Consider the following 19876-nt stretch of genomic DNA (forward strand, 5'->3'; position numbering starts at 1 on the left):
TGTATTTACTATAACTGAAGAACGATAGTTTTAAACCTAAAGTATCCCCGGAAATGTAGATTTTATTTCGCGAAAAGGCAAGCAGTTCCATGTTTTTCTTCGAAATGTTTGACCCATTTCTCATGTTCCTGCAATTCCTGTTCTGATGGAAGAATCAGGGGTAAATCAATTTCAACCCTAGCCATCCCGGAGCGACTGTTCTGCTCTTCCGACTGAGACAGGGCATCAATATCAAAAGAGACCTGTCCACCGGTCATGGCCAGATAAACATCGGACAGGATTTCCGCATCGAGCAAGGCACCGTGGAAGGTACGGTCGCGTTGTGGAATCTCGTAACGGCGCACGAGTGCATCCAGTGAATTTTTCTGTCCAGGATGCTTGGACTTGGCCAGTGCCAGAGTGTCGGTGACTTCACAGACCTCGGAGAGTGCTTTAAAACCTGCGCGCTTGAATTCCATATCCAGGAAGTTCATATCGAAGGTCGCGTTATGCGCAATAATTTCCGCACCGTGCAAATAGTCAAACAGCACTTGGGAAATTTCTTCAAACAGCGGTTTGTCTTGCAGGAATTCATCGGTAATACCGTGGACATTGACAGAATCACCGACCGGTTTTTTCGGATTAATATAGATATGAATCGAGCTTCCGGTAAGCTTCCGGTTAATCATCTCAAGGGCACCCACTTCAATGATCCGGTCACCATCCTGATAATAAAAACCGGTGGTTTCCGTATCCAGAATCAATTGACGTGGGCCATGTAGCTGTAACTTGGCTGGTGTAATGACAATTTGCGGATGTAATTGAGCCGCGGCAGATGCGTCTGAAGATGAAGTATCTTCATGGATGTCCGCTGCTAAAACTTCAGTCTGTACAATTTCTTCAACAGTCACTTCGATGATGTCTTCGGACAGCTCTTCCAGTTCTTCTTCACTCTCGGCCAGATCCAGACCAAAAGGATCATCTAGCAACCAGTCTGGTTCAGATTTTTTTTTATCTTCAGAAATTGAAGGGCTTTGCTTGGATTTTTTCAGGGTTTCATCGGCACCCAGATTGGCTAACTGATCGGCCATTTCATTACCTGGGTGCCCAGCATGGCCTTTAACCCAGTGCCATTCAATTTCTCGTCCCTGACATACTGCATCCAGTTTTTGCCACAGGTCAGGATTTTTGACGTCTTTCCAGTTTTTCCTCTTCCAGCCATGAATCCATTCGGTAATACCTTGTTTGACATAGTTGGAGTCGGTATAGATCACCAGTTTGTCTTGATTGTCACAAAACAGAATGCCCTCAATGGCAGCCGTCAGTTCCATGCGGTTGTTGGTGGTATGGTCTTCACCACCATATATTTTGTATTCTTGCTGTTCATTCACAATATATGCCCCCCAACCACCTAAACCCGGGTTGCCGCGGCAGGCGCCATCAACATAAAGTGTGATAGTGTGTGACATAAATTAAATCCGATCAAAATGGAACAAACTGGAAGGGTTATTGTATAGCGCAAATGCAGTCGATCAATCTATATGTTCCGGATTTTTTAATTTCTTGTAACATTTAACGTGAAATCGCGGTAAATTATTGCCTTGTGTCTTCGACATGCTTCACTACAATGGCATATCTAAAAAATAAATTTATATACGAGTTGTTTGGATTTCTTTATGTATAAACCAACCACAAACTTGTGGCAGCCGACATTACCGACTTTCTTGAAATTTTCTGTACTGGGAGCTGCACTTGCGTCTCTGGGACTGACGGGCTGTTCGTCTACACATAATGCGAACCAAACAGCAAAAAGCAAGCAGGTTGGATCTCAATATCTGGATGGCAGCAGTCTGGATGGACTGGAAGATTTACTTTCTGCAACAGATATGCGTGCAGTTGAGGGTGACCGTTTACAGATTCTGAAACATGGTGATGTCTGGAAGCGCATGACTGTAGGTTTCAAGATGAATTTAAGTGTCTGGAATCCACGGATTGATGCACAGCGCGGCTGGTTTATTTCGCGTCAGCCTTATCTGGACCGCTTAAGTGCCCGTGCATCACGCTATTTGTATTATACGGTAAAAGAAGCAGAACGCCGTGGCATGCCGACCGAGTTGGCGCTGTTACCGATTATTGAAAGTTCCTATGACCCGGCAGCGACCAGTAGTGCGGCAGCGGCAGGTTTATGGCAGTTTATTCCAAGTACCGGCCGTATTTATGGTTTAAAGCAGACCCCTTTATACGATGGTCGTCGTGATGTCGTGGAATCGACCCGTGCAGCCTATGAGTTTTTGGGCAGTCTGTATAATCAGTTTGGTTCTTGGGAATTGGCACTTGCTTCTTATAATGCCGGCCCAGGCCGTATCCAGCAGGCGATTAACCGCAACAAAGCTGCAGGTCTGCCTACCGATTATTGGTCATTGAAATTGCCACAAGAAACCATGAGCTATGTGCCACGTTTCCTGGCAGTTGCACAGATTATTAAAAATCCAGGCAGCTATGGGGTGAGCTTGCCACCGATTGCCAACCGTCCGCATTTCCGTGAAGTACCGGTCGGTGTTGCCAGTTTAAATGAAATTGCAGCCATCACTGGTCTAAGCCGTGCAGAACTGTATCAATTAAACCCGGGTCATCGTGGTGATCATATTGATCCTTCCAGTCCGCGCCGTATTCTGATTCCTGCTGACTTAAGTCCTTCAGTGGATGAGAAGCTGAAAAAACTATCCGGCTCAGGCGGTTTATGGGCGAGTAACACGAGCAGCCTGCCGAGAAATACGACGACAGTGGTGCCCACCAGAGCTGCACCGCCAGAATTAAATACGAAAACGATTACGCCTTCTAAACAGACTCCGCCAGCAGTTGTTAGTAATCAGCCAGCAACGACCGTTGCCAAAACGACGACTCCTGCAAGAACTGTCACTACCGCACCTGTGGTAACAGCTGCTGTAAGTACGTCGACCACAGCAAATACTGTGACCCAGACCACGAAAAAGGTTTCGACACCTCAAGGCCCATCTGCCCTGGCAAGTTTTGCGGCACAAAGTGATTTGCCTATTCCAAGTGCACCACGTATTCCTGTGGCAGTGACACCTGCCGCACCAGTGAAACAGATTCAGGTTGAACCACCGATTTCAGCAGCTGAACGTCAGCAAATTCAACAGGTCGTAGCCGCGCAGGATATGAACAAGACTGTGGATGAAATTCTGCAGCCTGTCGCAACACCGGCAGAACAGGCTCAGGTGATTGAGGAGTTAAAAGCGTTGGCACCTGCAGGCACAGAAATTGTTGATCCTTATGACGGCAAAATCAAGCTGACTGCCATTCAAACCAGCCTGTCTGTGGCCGAGCAACAAGGCAAGGAACTGACCAAAGGCTTCTCTTATCCAAAAGAGGTTGCTGAAAATACCACCGCAAACTCTGTTGAAGCCAAGCTAAATCAGGGCAAAAATTTCGTCAAGACGGATTCTGAAGTAGTAGTGGTCGCTCCAAAAGGTAAACGCAGTACCTATAAGGTCGTAGCAGGCGATAATCTGGCTCTGATTGCAGCTAAAAATGGGGTGAACTGGCGTGATGTGGCGAAATGGAACCAGATTGATCCAAATTCTCTGCTATATGTGGGCACCACCATTTATCTGTATGATGCCAAACCTGTACAGGAAGCAAATGCAACCAAAGAAAAACCGGAAAACTATGTGGTTCAGGCCAATGATTCCCTGACCAGCGTAGCGAATCAGTTTGGTTTTAGTGTGAAACAACTAGCTGATTTTAATGGACTGAGTACTAATAGCGGTCTGTTTGTTGGGCAAAAGCTGTCATTGAAAGATACAGGGCAATCCAAAGCCAAAGCTGAAGAGATTAAAAAAGCTGAGACTGCCAAGGTTCAGACCAAATCCTATACAGTGAAACGGGGTGAGTATCTGAAACTGATTGCCGATCGTTACGGGCTTTCAAATGCTGAACTGGCATCTTTGACTTCAGGTCTGACTGCCGGTAGCAGTCTGATGGTGGGTCAGAAAATCAATGTACCACTTCAGGAAGTTGAAGGGCTAACGGCATCTAGCCAGAAAACTGAGCAGAAGTTTGAAAATGTCAAAGTCGATCAGACTGCGACTGAAAACTATCAGGTCAAACGCGGTGAAACCCTATATAGCATTGCCAGTCAAAGCAAGCTGAGTGTCTCTGAACTGGCTGCACTGAATGGGTTGTCTGCCAATAGTGGTTTACGTATAGGTCAGACCATCAAGATTCCAGCCGGTAGTCAAATCCCTGAAACCTATACGGTTCAATCGGGTGATACGTTGACTGGCATTGCCGCAAAATACAATCTGTCAATGGACCAGGTGGCGAGCCTGAATGGCATGTCACGTAATGCAGGTTTGCGAGTGGGACAGCGTCTGAAACTGAGTGGTGAAGTCGCAGAACCGGTACGTGAAGTGGTTGCTGAAACTGCGACGAAGAATGCAAAATCGGATTCGCATGTGGTGAAATCAGGCGAAACCTTAAGCTCTATTGCGCGTCAGTATCATTTACAACTGAAATATCTGGCAGATTTAAACGGCCTGAATACCAATAGCACAGTGCGTATCGGTCAGCGTTTAAAAATTGAGGGTGACTTTCCGGCAGATAAAAAAGTTGAAGACGTGAAAGTGGCAGCTAAGCCTGTAGCTTCTAAGGCAACTGAATCCTATACGGTAAAATCAGGTGAATCCCTGAATGCAATTGCCAGCCGTTTAGGCATAAGCGTGACCGACCTGGCTCAGTTAAATAATCTGAGTCCACGCGCAGGATTGCGTGTCAGTCAAACCATTCAGATTCCAAAACTGGTGACGGATTATAAAGTCAAACGCGGTGATACCTTAATCGGTCTGGCCTCACGTTATGGTCTGAACAGCAATGAACTGGCGGAAATGAATGATCTCAAACCGAATACACAATTGCGTATTGGTGATGTGATTAAAGTGCCGAATTAATGAATGGATCATGAGATTCGCGCATTTATTTAAAACTTTCAGGTTGATCTGGCTAGCCCCGCTGCTCGTGAGTAGCAGTTGGGCAGCCCTGATTACCACCCCATATATCGCGCTATATAACCAGCCGAAATATGCCCAAGCCAAATCCCTGCCTTATGCCAATCCGCAAGCGCCGAAAGGCGGTACGCTGATTCTGGCAGCTGATGGCAGTTTCGATAATTTGAACAGCATGAATGGCAAGGGTAATGTCACTGAAGGGGGCAACTATATTTTTGACAGTTTGCTGTCCAAGTCACTGGATGAGCCCGGTGTGTACTATCCCTTGCTGGCAGAAAAAGTCAGTTTTGACCCCAAGAAAACCGCCTTTATTATTTTTCATTTAAATCCGAAAGCACGGTTTAGCAATGGCCAGCCGGTAACTGCACAAGATGTCAAATACAGTTTTGAGTTGTTTCAGACCCAGTCCAATTTTGGACTGCAGATGTATCTGGCTGATTTAAACCGGCTGGAAGTCCTGTCACCTTTACAGGTCAAAATGCATTTTAAATCCGGACATAATCCGGAAATGGCGATGATTGTCGCGCAGATGCCCATTTATTCTAAACAGGAATGGCAAAAGCGTAATTTTAAAGAATTGACGCTGAAACCGATGCTGGGTTCAGGACCTTATGTCATTGAACACATAGATGCTGGACGTAGTATTAGCTACAAACGCAATCCCCGATACTGGGGTAAAGACTTGATGGTCAACCGCGGACGTTATAATTTTGACCGGATCAAGTATCGTTATTATCGTAGTCCTGAAATCAAGTTCGAAGCTTTCAAGTCGGGCCAATTTACCTTGCATGAGGAAAAACAGGTCAACCGCTGGGTGAAAGACTACCAGTTTCCTGCCGTTCGGCAAGGACAGGTGCAGCGTTACCGCTTTCAGCATCACAACCCGATTCCGACCCAGAGTCTGATATTCAATACCCGCCGCCAGCCTTTTGCCGATATCCATTTCCGGCAAGCCTTGAGTTTTGCCTATGATTTTGAATGGTTGAATAAAGCCATGTTCTATGGTGAATATCAGCGCCTGAACAGCTTTTTTTCCAATAGCGAGCTTGCATCTCATGGACGGCCAAGTGTCCAAGAACTGCACATTTTAAAACCCCATTTAAAACAGCTTGATCCGGTTCAACGTCAGGCGGTACTGCAGGATTGGAAATATCCTCAGTCAGATGCCTCCGGTTTTAACCGGAACAATCTGTTAAAAGCCCGTCAATTGCTATTAAAGGCAGGCTATCGTTATCAACAGGGGAAGCTGATCAATGCTGCGGGTCAACCGGTACAGATTGAATTCCTGTTGCATCAGGCGGAACAGCAGCGTGATCTGATGCCATATCTGCGTCATTTAAAACGCTTGGGCATTCAGGCCAGTATTCGTATGGTAGAAACCGCGCAATATTATGAACGGCTGCGGAATTATCAGTTTGATATGATTGTCGATACCATGCCGCAATCCCTGACACCGGGGCAGGAGCAGAAACAGTTCTGGGGCAGTCAGGCCGCCACGCAGCCAGGTAATTATAATTATGCCGGCATTCGAAATCCGGGCATTGATGGAGTCATTCAGCAGGTGAGCCAGGCTCAAAACCGTGAACAGCTGGTGAATAGTACCCGAGCATTAGACCGTTTACTGCGTGCAGGCTATTATCATATTCTGACTTATGGTACGGGCGAATACTGGTATGCTTACTGGAATATGTATCAGCAGCCGCAACGAAAACCTAAACTCTCCGCCGGGATTGATTACTGGTGGGTCAATGCGGCAAAGGCCAGACATGTGGCTGACTATTTCAAACAGTATTAAGCTCCAAGCCTATCAGGGAGTGCCATGAGCACTTATATTCTCAAACGTCTGTTGCTGATGATTCCAACCTTGCTGATTATTTTGCTGATCAATTTCATGGTGATCCAGCTGGCCCCCGGTGGTCCGGTGGAGCAGGCGATTTATCAGGCGCAACAGGTTAATGGTTTGGCGCATACCGGATTGCAGTATCAGGGAAAGCAAGGCCTCACACCGGAGATGCTTGAGCAGATCAATATCCAGTACGGCTTTGACCAGCCGCTGCATATCCGCTTTTGGGAAATGGTAACGCGTTATGCGCAGTTTGATCTGGGACAGAGTTTTTTCAAAGACAAGCCTGTGACTGAACTCATCTGGGAAAAATTGCCAGTATCGCTTTCTTTAGGCCTGTGGAGTACCTTGTTGATCTATCTGGTCTCCATTCCTTTAGGTATCAGAAAAGCCCGAAAACATGGCAGTCTGTTTGATCAGACCACCTCTCTAGTGTTGGCCGTGGGCTATGCCATTCCAGCCTTTATTTTTGCCATTTTACTCATCGTATTTTTTGCTGGCGGATCTTATCTGCACTGGTTTCCCTTGCAGGGCATTCGCTCTGAAAATTTAGCTGAACTCTCATTCTTTGCGAAAATTCAGGATTATTTCTGGCATATGGCCTTGCCGCTGTTGGCCATGGTGCTTGGCGGATTTGCTAGTTTGACCTATCTGGTGAAATTTTCTTTTGTGGAAGAACTGAGCAAGCAATATGTCCTGGCTGCGCGGGCCAAAGGTTTAACTGAACATGCGGTACTGTATCGGCATGTATTCCGGAATGCTATTTTAGTACTTATCGCAGGTTTGCCCGAAGTCCTGATCGGGGTGTTTTTCGTGGGCAACCTGTTCATCGAGATTATCTTTAATCTGGATGGGTTAGGCGTTTTAGGTTTTGAGGCGATTATCCAGCGTGACTATCCGGTGATTTTTGGTACTTTGTTTATCTTTACCTTGCTCGGCCTGCTGCTGCGTTTACTCAGCGATTTGCTGTATCAACTGATTGATCCAAGGATTCATTTCAGTTCACGTCGAGGATCACCATAATGTCTTCCTTGATGCAAGCACGCTGGCAACGTTTTAAGCAGCATAAGCTGGGCTTTAGCTGCTTTATTATTTTCAGTGCTATTTTCATCATTTCCTTGGGTGCAGAACTGATTGCTAACGATAAGCCCTTACTGGTGAAATATGATCATGCTTTTTATCTGCCCATCCTGAAATCCTATCCGGAAACCACGTTTGGTGGAGTATTTGAGACAGAAGCAGAATATAAAGATCCGGCTGTGCAGCAACTGATTGCAGAAAAAGGCTGGGCGATCTGGCCCATCATTCCGTTTTCCTATCAAACGCCAAATTTTGAACTGGCTAAACCAGTGCCTTCGCCCCCGAGTGCGCAAAACTGGCTGGGAACAGATGACCAGGGCCGTGACGTTCTGGCACGGATTCTATATGGCTTAAGGATTTCATTACTGTTTGGTTTTGCTCTGACTTTATTGTCTGCAGCGTTGGGAATTTTAGCAGGGGCAATTCAGGGTTATTATGGTGGATGGATTGACCTGATCGGGCAACGCATACTCGAAGTCTGGAGCGGTTTGCCGATGCTGTTTATGGTGATGGTACTGGTCAGTCTGTTTACCCCGAGTATTTACTGGCTATTTCTGATCATGCTGTTATTTGGCTGGACCACACTGGTGAGTATGGTGCGCGCTGAGTTTTTGCGCGCCAGAAATCTGGAATATGTCTGGGCAGCAAAAAGTATCGGGGCCGGGGATGGACGGATCATGTTCAAACATATTCTCCCCAATGTGATAGGTTCTAGCCTGTCACAGTTACCTTTTATGCTAACCGCCAATATTACTGCACTGACAGCGCTGGATTTTTTAGGGTATGGTTTGCCACCCGATTCGGCATCCCTCGGGGAACTCTTGCTTCAGGCCAAAAACAACTTAAATGCGCCGTGGCTGGCATTGTCCGGATTCTTTAGTTTGGCGATTGTATTGAGTTTGCTGATCTATATGGGAGAAGCGGTACGTGATGCTTTTGATCCAAGAAACTAAATCACAAAAATCTTTAACCATGAAAAAAATAAGCAGATAAAAATTGTGTAAATTTGACAAGACTGATTGTCAATTGTTCTGGCTTACGTTATAAACGAGTACAAAATAAAAGTAACGTATCAGGACAGATCATGACCCAATTGGCCGACTCCATTCAAATTCGCAATACCACTTTCAAAAACCGCATCATTAAAGGCGCCATGAGTGAAGCACTGGCCAATGATGCCGGCCAGCCCAATCAGGCACATTTCAAGTTGTATGAAGCATGGGCCGAAGGTGGCTTGGGTTGTGCTATTACGGGTAATGTCATGGTGGATTATCGTGCCAAGAATGAACCGGGCGTCGTAGTGGTAGAAACAGAACGTGATCTGGCACAGCTCAAAGTCTGGGCTGACGTAGGCAAACAGCATGGCATGGTACAATTGGTCCAGTTGTCACATCCGGGCCGCCAGTGTCCTAAAGGTCTGAATAAAGAAACGGTTGCACCGTCCGCAGTACCCTTTAGTCCGGCATTGGCAATGAGCTTTGGAACCCCACGGGAACTGCGTGAAGATGAAATCCTGGATATTATCCAGCGCTTTGCCACTTCGGCTGCCATCTGTGAAAAAGCAGGATTTGAGGGGGTGCAGTTGCATGGGGCACATGGTTATCTGATTAGCCAGTTTCTGTCACCGCTGACCAATAAGCGTCAGGATCAATGGGGGGGTAGTATTGAGAATCGTACCCGTTTCTTGCTGCAAACCTATCAGGCTGTTCGTGCTGCGACTTCGGAAAATTTTATTATTTCAGTCAAGCTGAATTCAGCTGATTTCCAGCGCGGTGGTATTAGCGAAGAAGATGTCATTTATGTCTTTAAGGCGATGGACGCTGCAGGCATTGATATCATTGAAGTGTCAGGTGGTAGCTATGAAGCACCTGCGATGGCCGGCGTGAAAGCAGACAAGCGCAAGGCCTCGACCATTGCCCGTGAAGCCTATTTCCTCGATTTTGCCGAAAAAATCCGGCAGGAAGTGAAGTGCCATATCATGGTCACTGGTGGATTCCGAACTGTTGAAGGCATGAATGCCGCGCTCGACAGTGGTGCTTGTGATTTTGTCGGGATTGCACGTCCCTTTGCGGTAGAACCTGACTTGGGCAATCGTCTGGTTGCAGGGCAGGATGTACGTTATGCAGTTGAGAAAATTAAAACCGGTATTCCAATGGTCGACAAGATGGCGATTATGGAAATCATCTGGTATGCCGCGCAGTTTAAGGAAATTGCCAAAGGCAAGCAGCCTAATCCGAAACTCTCACCACTAAAAGTCTTTTTGCAGTATCTGAAAGGCAATGTCAAAGCGGTGATCAAGGGACAATTAAACTCGCGAAAATCGGCTTAATCTTTATTAAAAAACCGGACACTGCAAATGTCCGGTTTTTTTAATTTCTGGCACTTAGGGGGGGCTTTAGGAATAATGCATCGCCTGAGTCTGAAAAGGAAATAATAACTGACTTAACTGACGAGTCGCCCATAAGCCTATTTCGGTATGATGCATATGCGGTGCAGTATAAGGAATCAGTAAATCAATTTTCTGTTCAGCACCCTCACAGCGCATGAAGCGGCTTTTTAACTGATTTAAGCGCTGCTGGTCCATACGGCTCATTGCAGGTTCAATTTTTGCTTGTGATGGGGCTGCACTACGTGAGGACAGGCGAGTTGCCAAGCCTGCACCCTGAATCCAGTCTTTAATAATCTGTTTTTCGGTCGCATTAAAGACCCCAAACATTTTACCTTCCGGTTGATCTATCATTTTCCAGAAGCGACTTTGTTCTACTGGCGCATCTTTCACGATCCAGCCTTTTTCAATCATCACCTGCAAAAACTCGCTAATCTGGGCAGGATCGGACAACCAGTCATTGATGGTCTTGCCACTAAACTGGCATTTCTGATTATGAATATATTGGCCAATCAGGGCCTTGTTCTGAAAAACTTTTAAAGCCATCTGCTCAATGTCCAGTTTCTTGATGATTTGGGAAGAACTTCTACCAAGGTCATTTAGAACATAGCCTTTTTTAATCAGATCCAGATAAGCTTGTGAATCTTCAGCATGATTAAAATGCTGGATAAATGCTTGCAGAGATTTCTGCGCATGACCATTGTGAGCATTATCAATAGTAATGTGCACATTGAAATAATGCGGATCGATACCCAGTTCAGCCAGTTCATAATTGGTGATTAACAGATGCAGCGGTAACTGTTCATAACCGAGATTAAAGCCAATGACCAGAGGTAGATATTTGGCCGGGGCATAAGCCAGTGCCAACTGTACTGCAGCCTGTTCATAGTAACTGTCATCCAAATGCTCGGCATAACTGTTCAGCTCATAATGACTCAACAGGTCCTGATACATGGTGACATGATTGGCACGCGGATGCCCTAGGCCGAGTTCCTCCAGATAGATGTAAATCAAATCTTTTAGCTCGGGCTGATTGCAATTCGGTACGGTCGAATATAACCAAGCACCATCGACCAGTTTGACTGGGGCAACTTTCGCCAGGAATTCGAAAGCATGGGAAACCGTAGGAAAATATTCTCGGGCTTGGTGCTGTTTCCGGCGATTCACATAGGCCTGGAAAGTCGCACAAACCTGATGATGTTGTTCTAAAAGATGCTGTTCAACCTGTGCAGGCTGATCTAACCATCCGAGAGTATCAATCTTTAAATTTTTAATCAGATCGCTCAAATAAGATTCGGCTTGTTCGGTTTTGGCATACATCGAAATTTCAGTATCTTGAAAAAAGTCAACCCAATCCTTAAAGCTTTTAAATTGAAAATTATGATTTTTATTCGGCGATAAAGGTAAACTTAACTCTGTGCTGAAGAACATAATCTGATCCTTGCAGATTTCTTTTATTTACCTTAACGTGAGCTCTAAACTCAGGGTGTTGAATTTTTGTTCTAATTTATTGATGTATTGCTTTAAATGAAAATGAACGGATATTTCTATGCATAGAAATGTAAAAAAATACAAATAATAAAATTAAGAATGGGGTGGCATTCAGGAAAGTAACCACAGAATTTGAACGAGCGGTAAAAATAGAACTGAGGTTTCTGAGAGGTAAAAAAAGCCCAGGTCGCAATGCCTGAGCTTTTTTATGAGAAGATCATTTATAAGATAATCATCTCGAATATGGCGTCCCTACGGGGATTCGAACCCCGGTTACCGCCGTGAAAGGGCGATGTCCTAGGCCTCTAGACGATAGGGACAGTACAGAAGATAAATTTTAAAACCCTTACTTTTAGCTGGAAGTAATGGCGTCCCTACGGGGATTCGAACCCCGGTTACCGCCGTGAAAGGGCGATGTCCTAGGCCTCTAGACGATAGGGACTTAATAAAATGTACTTCTGAAAATTGGCGTCCCTACGGGGATTCGAACCCCGGTTACCGCCGTGAAAGGGCGATGTCCTAGGCCTCTAGACGATAGGGACGTTTCAGAGGTGGGCGTATAATAGGGTGAAAACAGGGGGGTGTCAAACGCATTTCCATAAAAAAAATGATTTTACGGGTTGAGTGCGTAAATTTAAAACAATCTTGTTGAAATAGAGGAAAATTACCTGAATTAAGCTGGATTTTTAAGCAATTCCAGCATGGCAGTTAATACTTTCGGATGCTGTAAATAACCTTCAACGTCATGTGGGCGTTCCACAAAAGTACGAATTTCCTGATTGATAATGTTAGGTTGAAAGTTAAAAGGGCTTTTTGAGAGTGGAAATGCAGTGAGAAAATCATCAGGTGAATAAAAATTTATCCAATCGCCTGAAATGGCAGCAGGTCGTGTGATCGGTTGCTGGAGATGGGCTTGGATGACCCGAAATGCCAGTGGTGATCCGAGGGTAATAAAACGTTTAATATTTAGTTCCGGGTGCTCAATCAAATAATTATAGGCAATCACGGTGCCAAGCGAATGTGCCACTACAATCTGTGGTTTGCTGCTATATAGTTGATGATGAATGCGAAGGTGAACTTCCTGCATAAACTCTGGATTGGCCAAGTAAAGATAAGTTTCCTGTAAAAATTTTTGCAACAAACTGGCATGCAAGCGGGGAAAATAATTAAGGAGTATCACAAAATCGCGTAAAGCAATATCCTTGCTTAACGCTGTGATGAACCTCAGTTTCTGGTTGAACTTGAGTGCATCATCAAGGTTCAATTGTGGGACGTCACAAATTTGATTGATACGCTGATCTACAGGTGGAGTAGGTTGCCGCTGAACTGGATGCAGGAAGGGAAAATGCGGCCACTGCTGTGGCATTAAAATATTTCCACTAAGCAGATTACGCAAATGATGCTGAGAGAGTAAATCTCCATAAAAAGGGATGCGGATATGCCGTTTTAAATAAGTGAAACGAGCTTGCTGGTGCGAATTTTTGCGCAGGCCTTTTTTGAGAAGATGCAGCCAGTGTTGCCGTAATGAAGTAGCTGTATAATCTTGCTTGTTCATGCCATGAATAAAAACAATTTTCATCGATGCCTCACTGAGACCGACAGTTTTATACCCATAGTATAAAAATCTTGCCTCAGCTGAACCGGCGCTTCTTGTAGTATTAATGTTTTAAATTTTTTTGATAAAACAAGGATTAACAGACATATGTATATTTATGGGAACAGATAAAAGCAAAGCAGGAAATGTATAGATTTGAATTAAAGATATATTGACAAAAAGAGCAGCCGGAGCTGCTCTTTTATGTGCTTTAAGATTTAAGCTTTATTGTGATAGAACTTGTAGTAACTTGCATAACATAACGCGATAAATATCAGACAGCCTATGAAGCTGATTCGCATTGATGGATCAAAGACCATACTGATACAAGTAATAAAACAGAACACAAAGCCCAGGATTGGCACAATCGGGAACAATGGTGCAGCGAAGCCCAGTTCTTTGGCAGTATGACCTTGTTTATACCACTGACGACGGAAGTTGAACTGGCTTAAGCAGATACTCATCCAGACCACCACCATGGTAAACGCCGCGACGCCCAGCAAGTTGGTAAAGATAGTCTCTGGCGCAAACTGTTCAGACAATAAACCTGGCAATGCACCCAGCATAGTTACCATGACTGCAATATACGGTACACCGCGAGCATTGAGTCTTGAGAATATTGCAGGCAACTGTTTGCTATATGACAATGACCACATCATACGTGAAGCAGCAAACAGGCCCGAGTTGGCAGCAGACAGCAATGCAGTGATAATCACAAAACGGATGATATCTTCAGCATAAGGAATACCAATATGCTGAAATACTGTTACGAATGGACTGCTACTTACGCCTTCCGCAGCTAAGCCCGCTTCCTGATGCGGAAGTAAAGCTGTTACCACAATAATCGTACCTACAAAGAAAATTAATAAGCGGAAAATCGCAGTATTAATCGCTTTAGGAACATTTTTGGCAGGGTTTTCAGTCTCACCCGCAGCCACACCAATCAACTCGGTGCCAGAGAAGGCGAAGTTCACAATCAGCATCGTCGCAAAAATCGGGAACAGACCTTCAGGGAACCAGCCCTGTGCAGTCAGATTGGTAAATAAAGGAGCGGCTTCATATCCCTGATAGCCCAAAACACCAAATATGGCCAATAGGCCTAAAAGAATAAAAGCAACAACCGTGACCACTTTGACCAGTGCCAGCCAGAATTCGGATTCGGCAAACCAGCGGGTTGAAATCATATTTAGACTAAATACGAATACACCAAAGATAATGGTCCATAACCACATGGAAATATCCGGGAACCATTCCTGCATCAGCAAGGCAGCTGCAGTAAATTCAGTTCCGAGAGTGACCGACCACGTCAGCCAGTATAACCAGGTGATGGTATAGCCTGTACCTGGTCCGATATAACGTTTGGCATAAGCGCCAAATGAACCAGATTCTGGCATGTGGACGGCAAGTTCGCCCAAACATAGCATCACCATGTACGCGATAATACCGCCCAGGAGATAAGCGAGAATGGCACCTACAGGCCCCGTTTGTGCAATGACTTCACCCGACCCTAAAAATAGGCCTGTTCCGATTGCGCCACCCAGCGAAATCATGACCAGATGTCGTGTACTCATAGCGCGTTTTAAAGGCGCAGAATTGCCCTGATGCGTAGCATCATTCGGAGATGAGTGCATAGGAAATAAGAAATACTTCAAAGGAATGAAGCGAGCTATTGTAGTGAAAAACTACAAATCTGCAATCGAATAATAGTAATTTCGAATAAGGTCTGATCGTATGAGATCAATAGATGGCGTCCCTACGGGGATTCGAACCCCGGTTACCGCCGTGAAAGGGCGATGTCCTAGGCCTCTAGACGATAGGGACGTTGCGAGGTGATGCGTATATTAAGGATTAAGCCGGGTTTTGTCAAAAGGGTTTTTGCTAAAATTCATTTAACAGTTTAAACATTAGGCAAAACAAAAACTTTATTTTATTAAGATATTATTTTCTGAACAGATTTGCAGATTATAAAAAATAAACCCAATCGAAATTGGGTTTATTAAAGAGAGAAAAATCTCTATACCGAAGTCTAAAAATTAAGCTTTTTTATGATAGAGCCAGTAATAACTTGCATAACATGCCGCCATAAACAGTAAGCAGCCAATAAAACCGGACAGCATTTCAGGATCAGCCGCCATACTTAATCCCGTTGCGGTACAGCATACAAAACCTAAAATTGGTACAAGTGGAAACCATGGGGTACGGAATTTAAGATCAGACAGCGCATGACCAGATTTGAGCCACTGGCGCCAGAAATTAAACTGGCTCCAGCAAATACTCATCCAGACTATGACCATAGTGAATGCGGCAACACCCATCAGGTTTTTAAAGATCACATCAGCACCGAACTGTTCAGACAGTAAGCCCGGTAAACCCCCAATCATGGTCACCCAAACTGCAATATAAGGCACACCTGATTTACTGACTTTGGCAAATATTCGGGGCAAATGATTTTTTGAAGAAAGTGCCCACATCATACGTGAAGCGGCATATAGGCCGGAGTTTGCAGTAGAAAGCAGGGCAGTGATAATCACAAAACGGATAAAGTCTTCTGCATAGGGAATACCCATCTGGGTAAATACCGATACAAATGGACTGCTACTCAGGCCACCATGACCACCGACTTGCAGACCTGCATCAGTATAAGATAGTAGTGAGCTGATAACGATAATGGTGCCGACAAAGAAAATAATCAGACGCCATACCGCAGCATGAATCGCCTTAGGTACATTTTTCTCGGGATTTTCAGTTTCACCTGCAGCGATTCCGATCATCTCGGTACCGTTAAAGGCAAAGTTTACGATCAGAAGGGTGGTAAATAGGGGAATCAAGCCATTCGGCAACCAGCCATGCTCGGTCAGATTGCTAAACAGTGGTGCAGATTCATAGCCCTGGAAAGGAATAAATCCAAAAATACACGCAAAACCCAGAATGATGAAAATCAATACAGTAGCGACTTTAATCATTGATAACCAGAATTCAGACTCGGCAAAGGTGCGGGTTGAACTCAGGTTGGACAACAGGACTCCGCCAGCAAAGATTAATGTCCATAACCAGATGGAAGTTTGCGGGAACCACTCCTGCATCAGAATGGCAGCGGCCGTAAATTCTGTACCCAAGGTCGCGGACCAACCCAGCCAGTACATCCAGGACACCATATAGCCGGTACCCGGACCGATATAATTTGTGGCGAATGCACCAAAGGAGCCGGATACTGGCAAATGTACTGCCAGTTCACCCAGGCAGAGCATGACCATATAAGCGATCAGGCCACCAATAATATAGGCCAGTACGGCACCGAGCGGACCAGCTTGGGAAATCACTTCACCTGAGCCCATAAATAGCCCAGTACCAATCGCACCACCCAGAGAAAGCATGATCAGATGGCGTGTGCCCATGGCACGTTTTAACGACGGAGTTTGACCCTCAACAGACGAATGCTGTGAAGGTGGAGAGGGAGATTGCATAACTAAATCGAGAGAGGAGATTCAAAAGAGGTATTTTAGTTTTAATTATATGAAATATCACATAAATTGAAATTTCCCCATAAAGTTATTTTTTAATTTAAAAAATAAATCTTTGAAAAGATCATTCAAAATTAGTGATCTGGAGTTTGATATTGCTCAGGCTGAGAGTTTTCAGCTGGCGTTAACACAGTCTCAGTCTCCGTAGTGTGATCATCATCACGGTTGACGATATAAAGATATAGCGCGGATGGGGCTAAAATCAGTAAAACCAGTAAGATCTTTTTTAACATGACACAAAGGCACAATATGAAATCGCATTAATTATAGCCTAAGCAAATTAAAAAGAGCAGCAGCAGGTACCTATTCAGGCTCTAGAATTTAAAAGTGACATCTGCAATAAATTGGCGGCCAATTTGTGGATAGGCAACACCCGAATCCAGATAGAAATTATCACGATTCGTCACATTGTTAATCGTTAAACCTAAAATGGCTTTAAGGTCCTTATTTAAAGGAATATCATAGGTCGCCCTTACATCCCAGTAGAAGGTATTTTTGGTGGTGTATGGGGTATACATATCATATTGTTCATTATTTTTATCAGAATAACCTTTTGATATTTTCTTCATGGCATCCACTTTGCCCTGGTAACTGATGAAGTTATTAATGCTTAAAGGAATCCGGTCAAATTTAATATTCCAGCCTAAACGTGTTGTCCAGGGAGTATTAAAGATTTCAGATGGCTTATCTTCAGCATTGATCAATTTACCATCGTAGTAGATGATGGGTGTGCCGGTATAATACGCTGTGCTGTATGAGTCGAAGTTACGCTGGGTTTCAGTATAATCTGCATTTAGGCTGAATAAATGCTGTGTGCCAAATAACTTCAATGGGCTAATGTTAATCAGGCTTAAGGTATAAATATTAGATTCAGATTTACCTTCATTATCATAAGTATAGCTAAAGCGATTGGTTGAAATGGCGGGATCTTTAACTGATTCTGTGCGGCGGATCTGGTCCTTATTTTTACGATTAACCCATTTTAGACCAATACGGCTATTTGCATATTCAGCATTGATTCCGAACATGGTTTCATCTGCATAAGGGGTATCAAGCTGCGAACGATAAGTAAAAGAACCGGCATATGCTTTTTCTTTCCAGTCGGCTGATAGGTTGTCACGTGTTTGGCGAATGATCAATAAGCCTTTTTGATCTTGTAATTCATTATAAAAGGCATTTAAACCATAGTAGCGGTTCCAGCCAGTGGTAAAGGATAATTGTTCATTAGCAAAAGGTTTAAAAACAAATGAGCTACGTGGTGCAACATTATTATTTTTAGTTAAGCTGTCATAGTCTGCACGAAAGCCAAGTGTTGCTGTGAAGTATTTGTCCCATTGAATCTGATCCTGTAAAAATGCATGCCAACGGTCTTGCTGTACCTCAGTTTTACCTGCCAAATAAGAGGTGCGATTTTTTAGAAACTGTCCGTCTTGGCCATTTCCTTCATCACATGCATCATATTTATGACCAGTATTTGAATAACAGCTGAGATTGGCAATATTTCCAGTCGCACTAGAATAAATGCTTGTTGTGACAGGACGTTTCCAATGAGCATTATAGTGTCCATATCCTCCGCCCATTTTGAACGTATGGGTCGTATGCTGGGTTTGAATGGGTTCAAATAATGCCTTAAGACTATATTCCAGTTTTTCTTCCTGCTGCTGAGTGCTTCCGAAGCTACCTTCAATTTGCATACCCGAGGACTTCCAGTTTTTGGTTGATGATTTCAACCAGGAAATATTATCTGTCGCACTTTTACGGTTTGCAGTCTGCGTTTGATAATTGGCTTGTTGCTCAAGTTCAACTGAATTCAATTTATTTTTTAAGTTGATATAGAAACTTTGGCTGTCTGATGTATGTGAGCTTTGGGAGTTATGAGTGGATGAAAGAAAATAGTCACCACTCGATTCCATAAATTGTGTGCCAATCTTTAAAACCGTATTGTCACTGGGAGTATAGAAAAACTCTATACCTGCATTGTTTGAACCTCGTTTTTGTTCATAAGAATCTGGGTTATCAATACTTGTTTTTAAAGGAATATCTGCACGGCGATATGAACCAAATGCATTTAAACCCAAACTTTCAGCAAGTTTGCCATATGACGTTGCACTGATCCCTTGACGTGTAAAGAAAGGTTGTTTGCTTTCACTGGTTGAATTTTCAAATTCTTCAGCTGCTTCTTTACTAGGGAAATTGATGTCTGACCAATGATCAGAAGTATAGTCATAGCTCAGGCTGCCATGAATTTTACCAATTTCGGTTTGGGGAACACAGGTTTCTGCACTGACTACGCCACCTGTGAACTCACCAAATTCGGCACCCATATTGCTATCAAGTAGGGTGATTTTACACAGCAGATCGGCATTAATTGTCACCGTTTGTGAACTTCCCATTATTTCATTCAGGGTATTACTTTTTGCGTCACTACCTGGATTAATATTGTTATTAATGCTGAGGCCATTGATCAAAAACTTATTATCGTAGGGTAGGCTGCCATTAATACTGATATCCGTCGCGTTGAGTTCGCCTTGCTGCAATCCACTACGTGCGTTTGAATCAAATTGTACATTCGGATTAACTTTTAATAATTCGGTGATGGTCTTAGAGCCATTTGGTATTTGCTGTATGTCCTCTTTATTGTAAACCGTTTTCCCCACCTCATTTTCTGTTTTAGCTTGAATCACAATGGTGGAAAACTTAACAGAAGCTTGTGATTTGACTTGTTCTGATTGATCGGATTTTTCAGCAAAAACAGTTGAACTCAATGCAGTTAAAACCGCAATAGAAAGTGGGGAATAAGCAAAACGCATGAGAGAGCTTGATTATGAGAAAGATAATGTAAGTAATTATCATTAACTTTGGTGTGGTAATCAATGAAAATGAGAATTATTTTCATTAATAAAATAATGAATGTTCATGAATTAATCAGCTTGAGGTGCTGGTACAAGATATATA

Annotated in this window: 12 protein-coding genes and 4 tRNA genes; 5 read left to right on the forward strand and 11 right to left on the reverse strand. The window is 44.0% G+C overall.

The genetic code is table 11. The features are described 5' to 3' along the window. Window positions 1-62: 62 nt before the first annotated feature. Window positions 63-1448 carry a DNA polymerase III subunit epsilon gene (gene dnaQ / locus VXQ92_RS00725; protein ID WP_416679914.1) on the reverse strand — a complete coding sequence of 462 codons (1386 nt, stop codon included), beginning with the start codon at window positions 1446-1448 and terminating at the stop codon, window positions 63-65. 207 nt (window positions 1449-1655) lie between these two features. Here dnaQ and VXQ92_RS00730 point away from each other — a divergent pair, with 207 nt between their 5' ends. The 5 genes from VXQ92_RS00730 (at window position 1656) to VXQ92_RS00750 (ending at window position 10258) form a co-directional block, all read left to right on the forward strand. Next, the gene (locus VXQ92_RS00730; RefSeq protein ID WP_416679915.1) at window positions 1656-4949 is read left to right on the forward strand and encodes a LysM peptidoglycan-binding domain-containing protein; all 3294 of its coding nucleotides are present in this window, start codon (window positions 1656-1658) and stop codon (window positions 4947-4949) included. A 10-nt stretch (window positions 4950-4959) separates the two neighbouring features. Continuing rightward, window positions 4960-6801: an extracellular solute-binding protein gene (locus VXQ92_RS00735; RefSeq protein WP_416679916.1), complete on the forward strand. Its 1842-nt coding sequence runs from the start codon at window positions 4960-4962 to the stop codon at window positions 6799-6801. Between the two features lie 24 nt (window positions 6802-6825). Beyond that, entirely contained in the window at window positions 6826-7872 is a 1047-nt protein-coding gene (gene yejB, locus VXQ92_RS00740) for a microcin C ABC transporter permease YejB (RefSeq protein ID WP_416679917.1), read from the forward strand. Continuing rightward, window positions 7872-8882, forward strand: a complete 1011-nt coding sequence (locus VXQ92_RS00745) for an ABC transporter permease (protein ID WP_416679918.1) — start codon at window positions 7872-7874, stop codon at window positions 8880-8882. Before yejB ends, VXQ92_RS00745 begins: the two co-directional genes overlap by 1 nt. A gap of 131 nt (window positions 8883-9013) precedes the next feature. Further along, window positions 9014-10258 (forward strand): NADH:flavin oxidoreductase/NADH oxidase family protein, encoded by a 1245-nt coding sequence (locus tag VXQ92_RS00750; RefSeq protein ID WP_144724467.1) that lies wholly within the window; start codon window positions 9014-9016, stop codon window positions 10256-10258. Window positions 10259-10324: 66 nt separating this feature from the next. On the opposite strand, the gene VXQ92_RS00755 is transcribed toward VXQ92_RS00750, so the two are convergent. From VXQ92_RS00755 to VXQ92_RS00800, 10 genes are all read right to left on the reverse strand, one after another. Then, window positions 10325-11746 (reverse strand): iron-containing redox enzyme family protein, encoded by a 1422-nt coding sequence (locus tag VXQ92_RS00755; RefSeq protein WP_416679919.1) that lies wholly within the window; start codon window positions 11744-11746, stop codon window positions 10325-10327. A gap of 304 nt (window positions 11747-12050) precedes the next feature. After that, window positions 12051-12126, reverse strand: a tRNA-Glu gene (locus tag VXQ92_RS00760). A gap of 46 nt (window positions 12127-12172) precedes the next feature. Continuing rightward, a tRNA-Glu gene (locus VXQ92_RS00765) sits at window positions 12173-12248 on the reverse strand. 24 nt (window positions 12249-12272) lie between these two features. Then, window positions 12273-12348 (reverse strand) — tRNA-Glu (locus VXQ92_RS00770). Between the two features lie 131 nt (window positions 12349-12479). Further along, window positions 12480-13385, reverse strand: a complete 906-nt coding sequence (locus VXQ92_RS00775; protein WP_064095557.1) for an alpha/beta fold hydrolase — start codon at window positions 13383-13385, stop codon at window positions 12480-12482. Window positions 13386-13618: 233 nt separating this feature from the next. Further along, entirely contained in the window at window positions 13619-15031 is a 1413-nt protein-coding gene (locus tag VXQ92_RS00780; protein ID WP_064101435.1) for an amino acid permease, read from the reverse strand. A gap of 114 nt (window positions 15032-15145) precedes the next feature. Next, a tRNA-Glu gene (locus VXQ92_RS00785) sits at window positions 15146-15221 on the reverse strand. 212 nt (window positions 15222-15433) lie between these two features. Next, window positions 15434-16864 carry an amino acid permease gene (locus VXQ92_RS00790; RefSeq protein ID WP_416679920.1) on the reverse strand — a complete coding sequence of 477 codons (1431 nt, stop codon included), beginning with the start codon at window positions 16862-16864 and terminating at the stop codon, window positions 15434-15436. 131 nt (window positions 16865-16995) lie between these two features. Continuing rightward, window positions 16996-17154, reverse strand: coding sequence for a hypothetical protein (locus VXQ92_RS00795; RefSeq protein ID WP_416679922.1), 159 nt, complete (start codon window positions 17152-17154; stop codon window positions 16996-16998). An 81-nt stretch (window positions 17155-17235) separates the two neighbouring features. Further along, on the reverse strand, window positions 17236-19731 hold the full coding sequence (locus tag VXQ92_RS00800) for a TonB-dependent receptor plug domain-containing protein (protein WP_416679924.1): 2496 nt from the start codon (window positions 19729-19731) through the stop codon (window positions 17236-17238). Window positions 19732-19876 lie beyond the last annotated feature (145 nt).

This window comes from Acinetobacter sp. 228 (assembly GCF_048147885.1).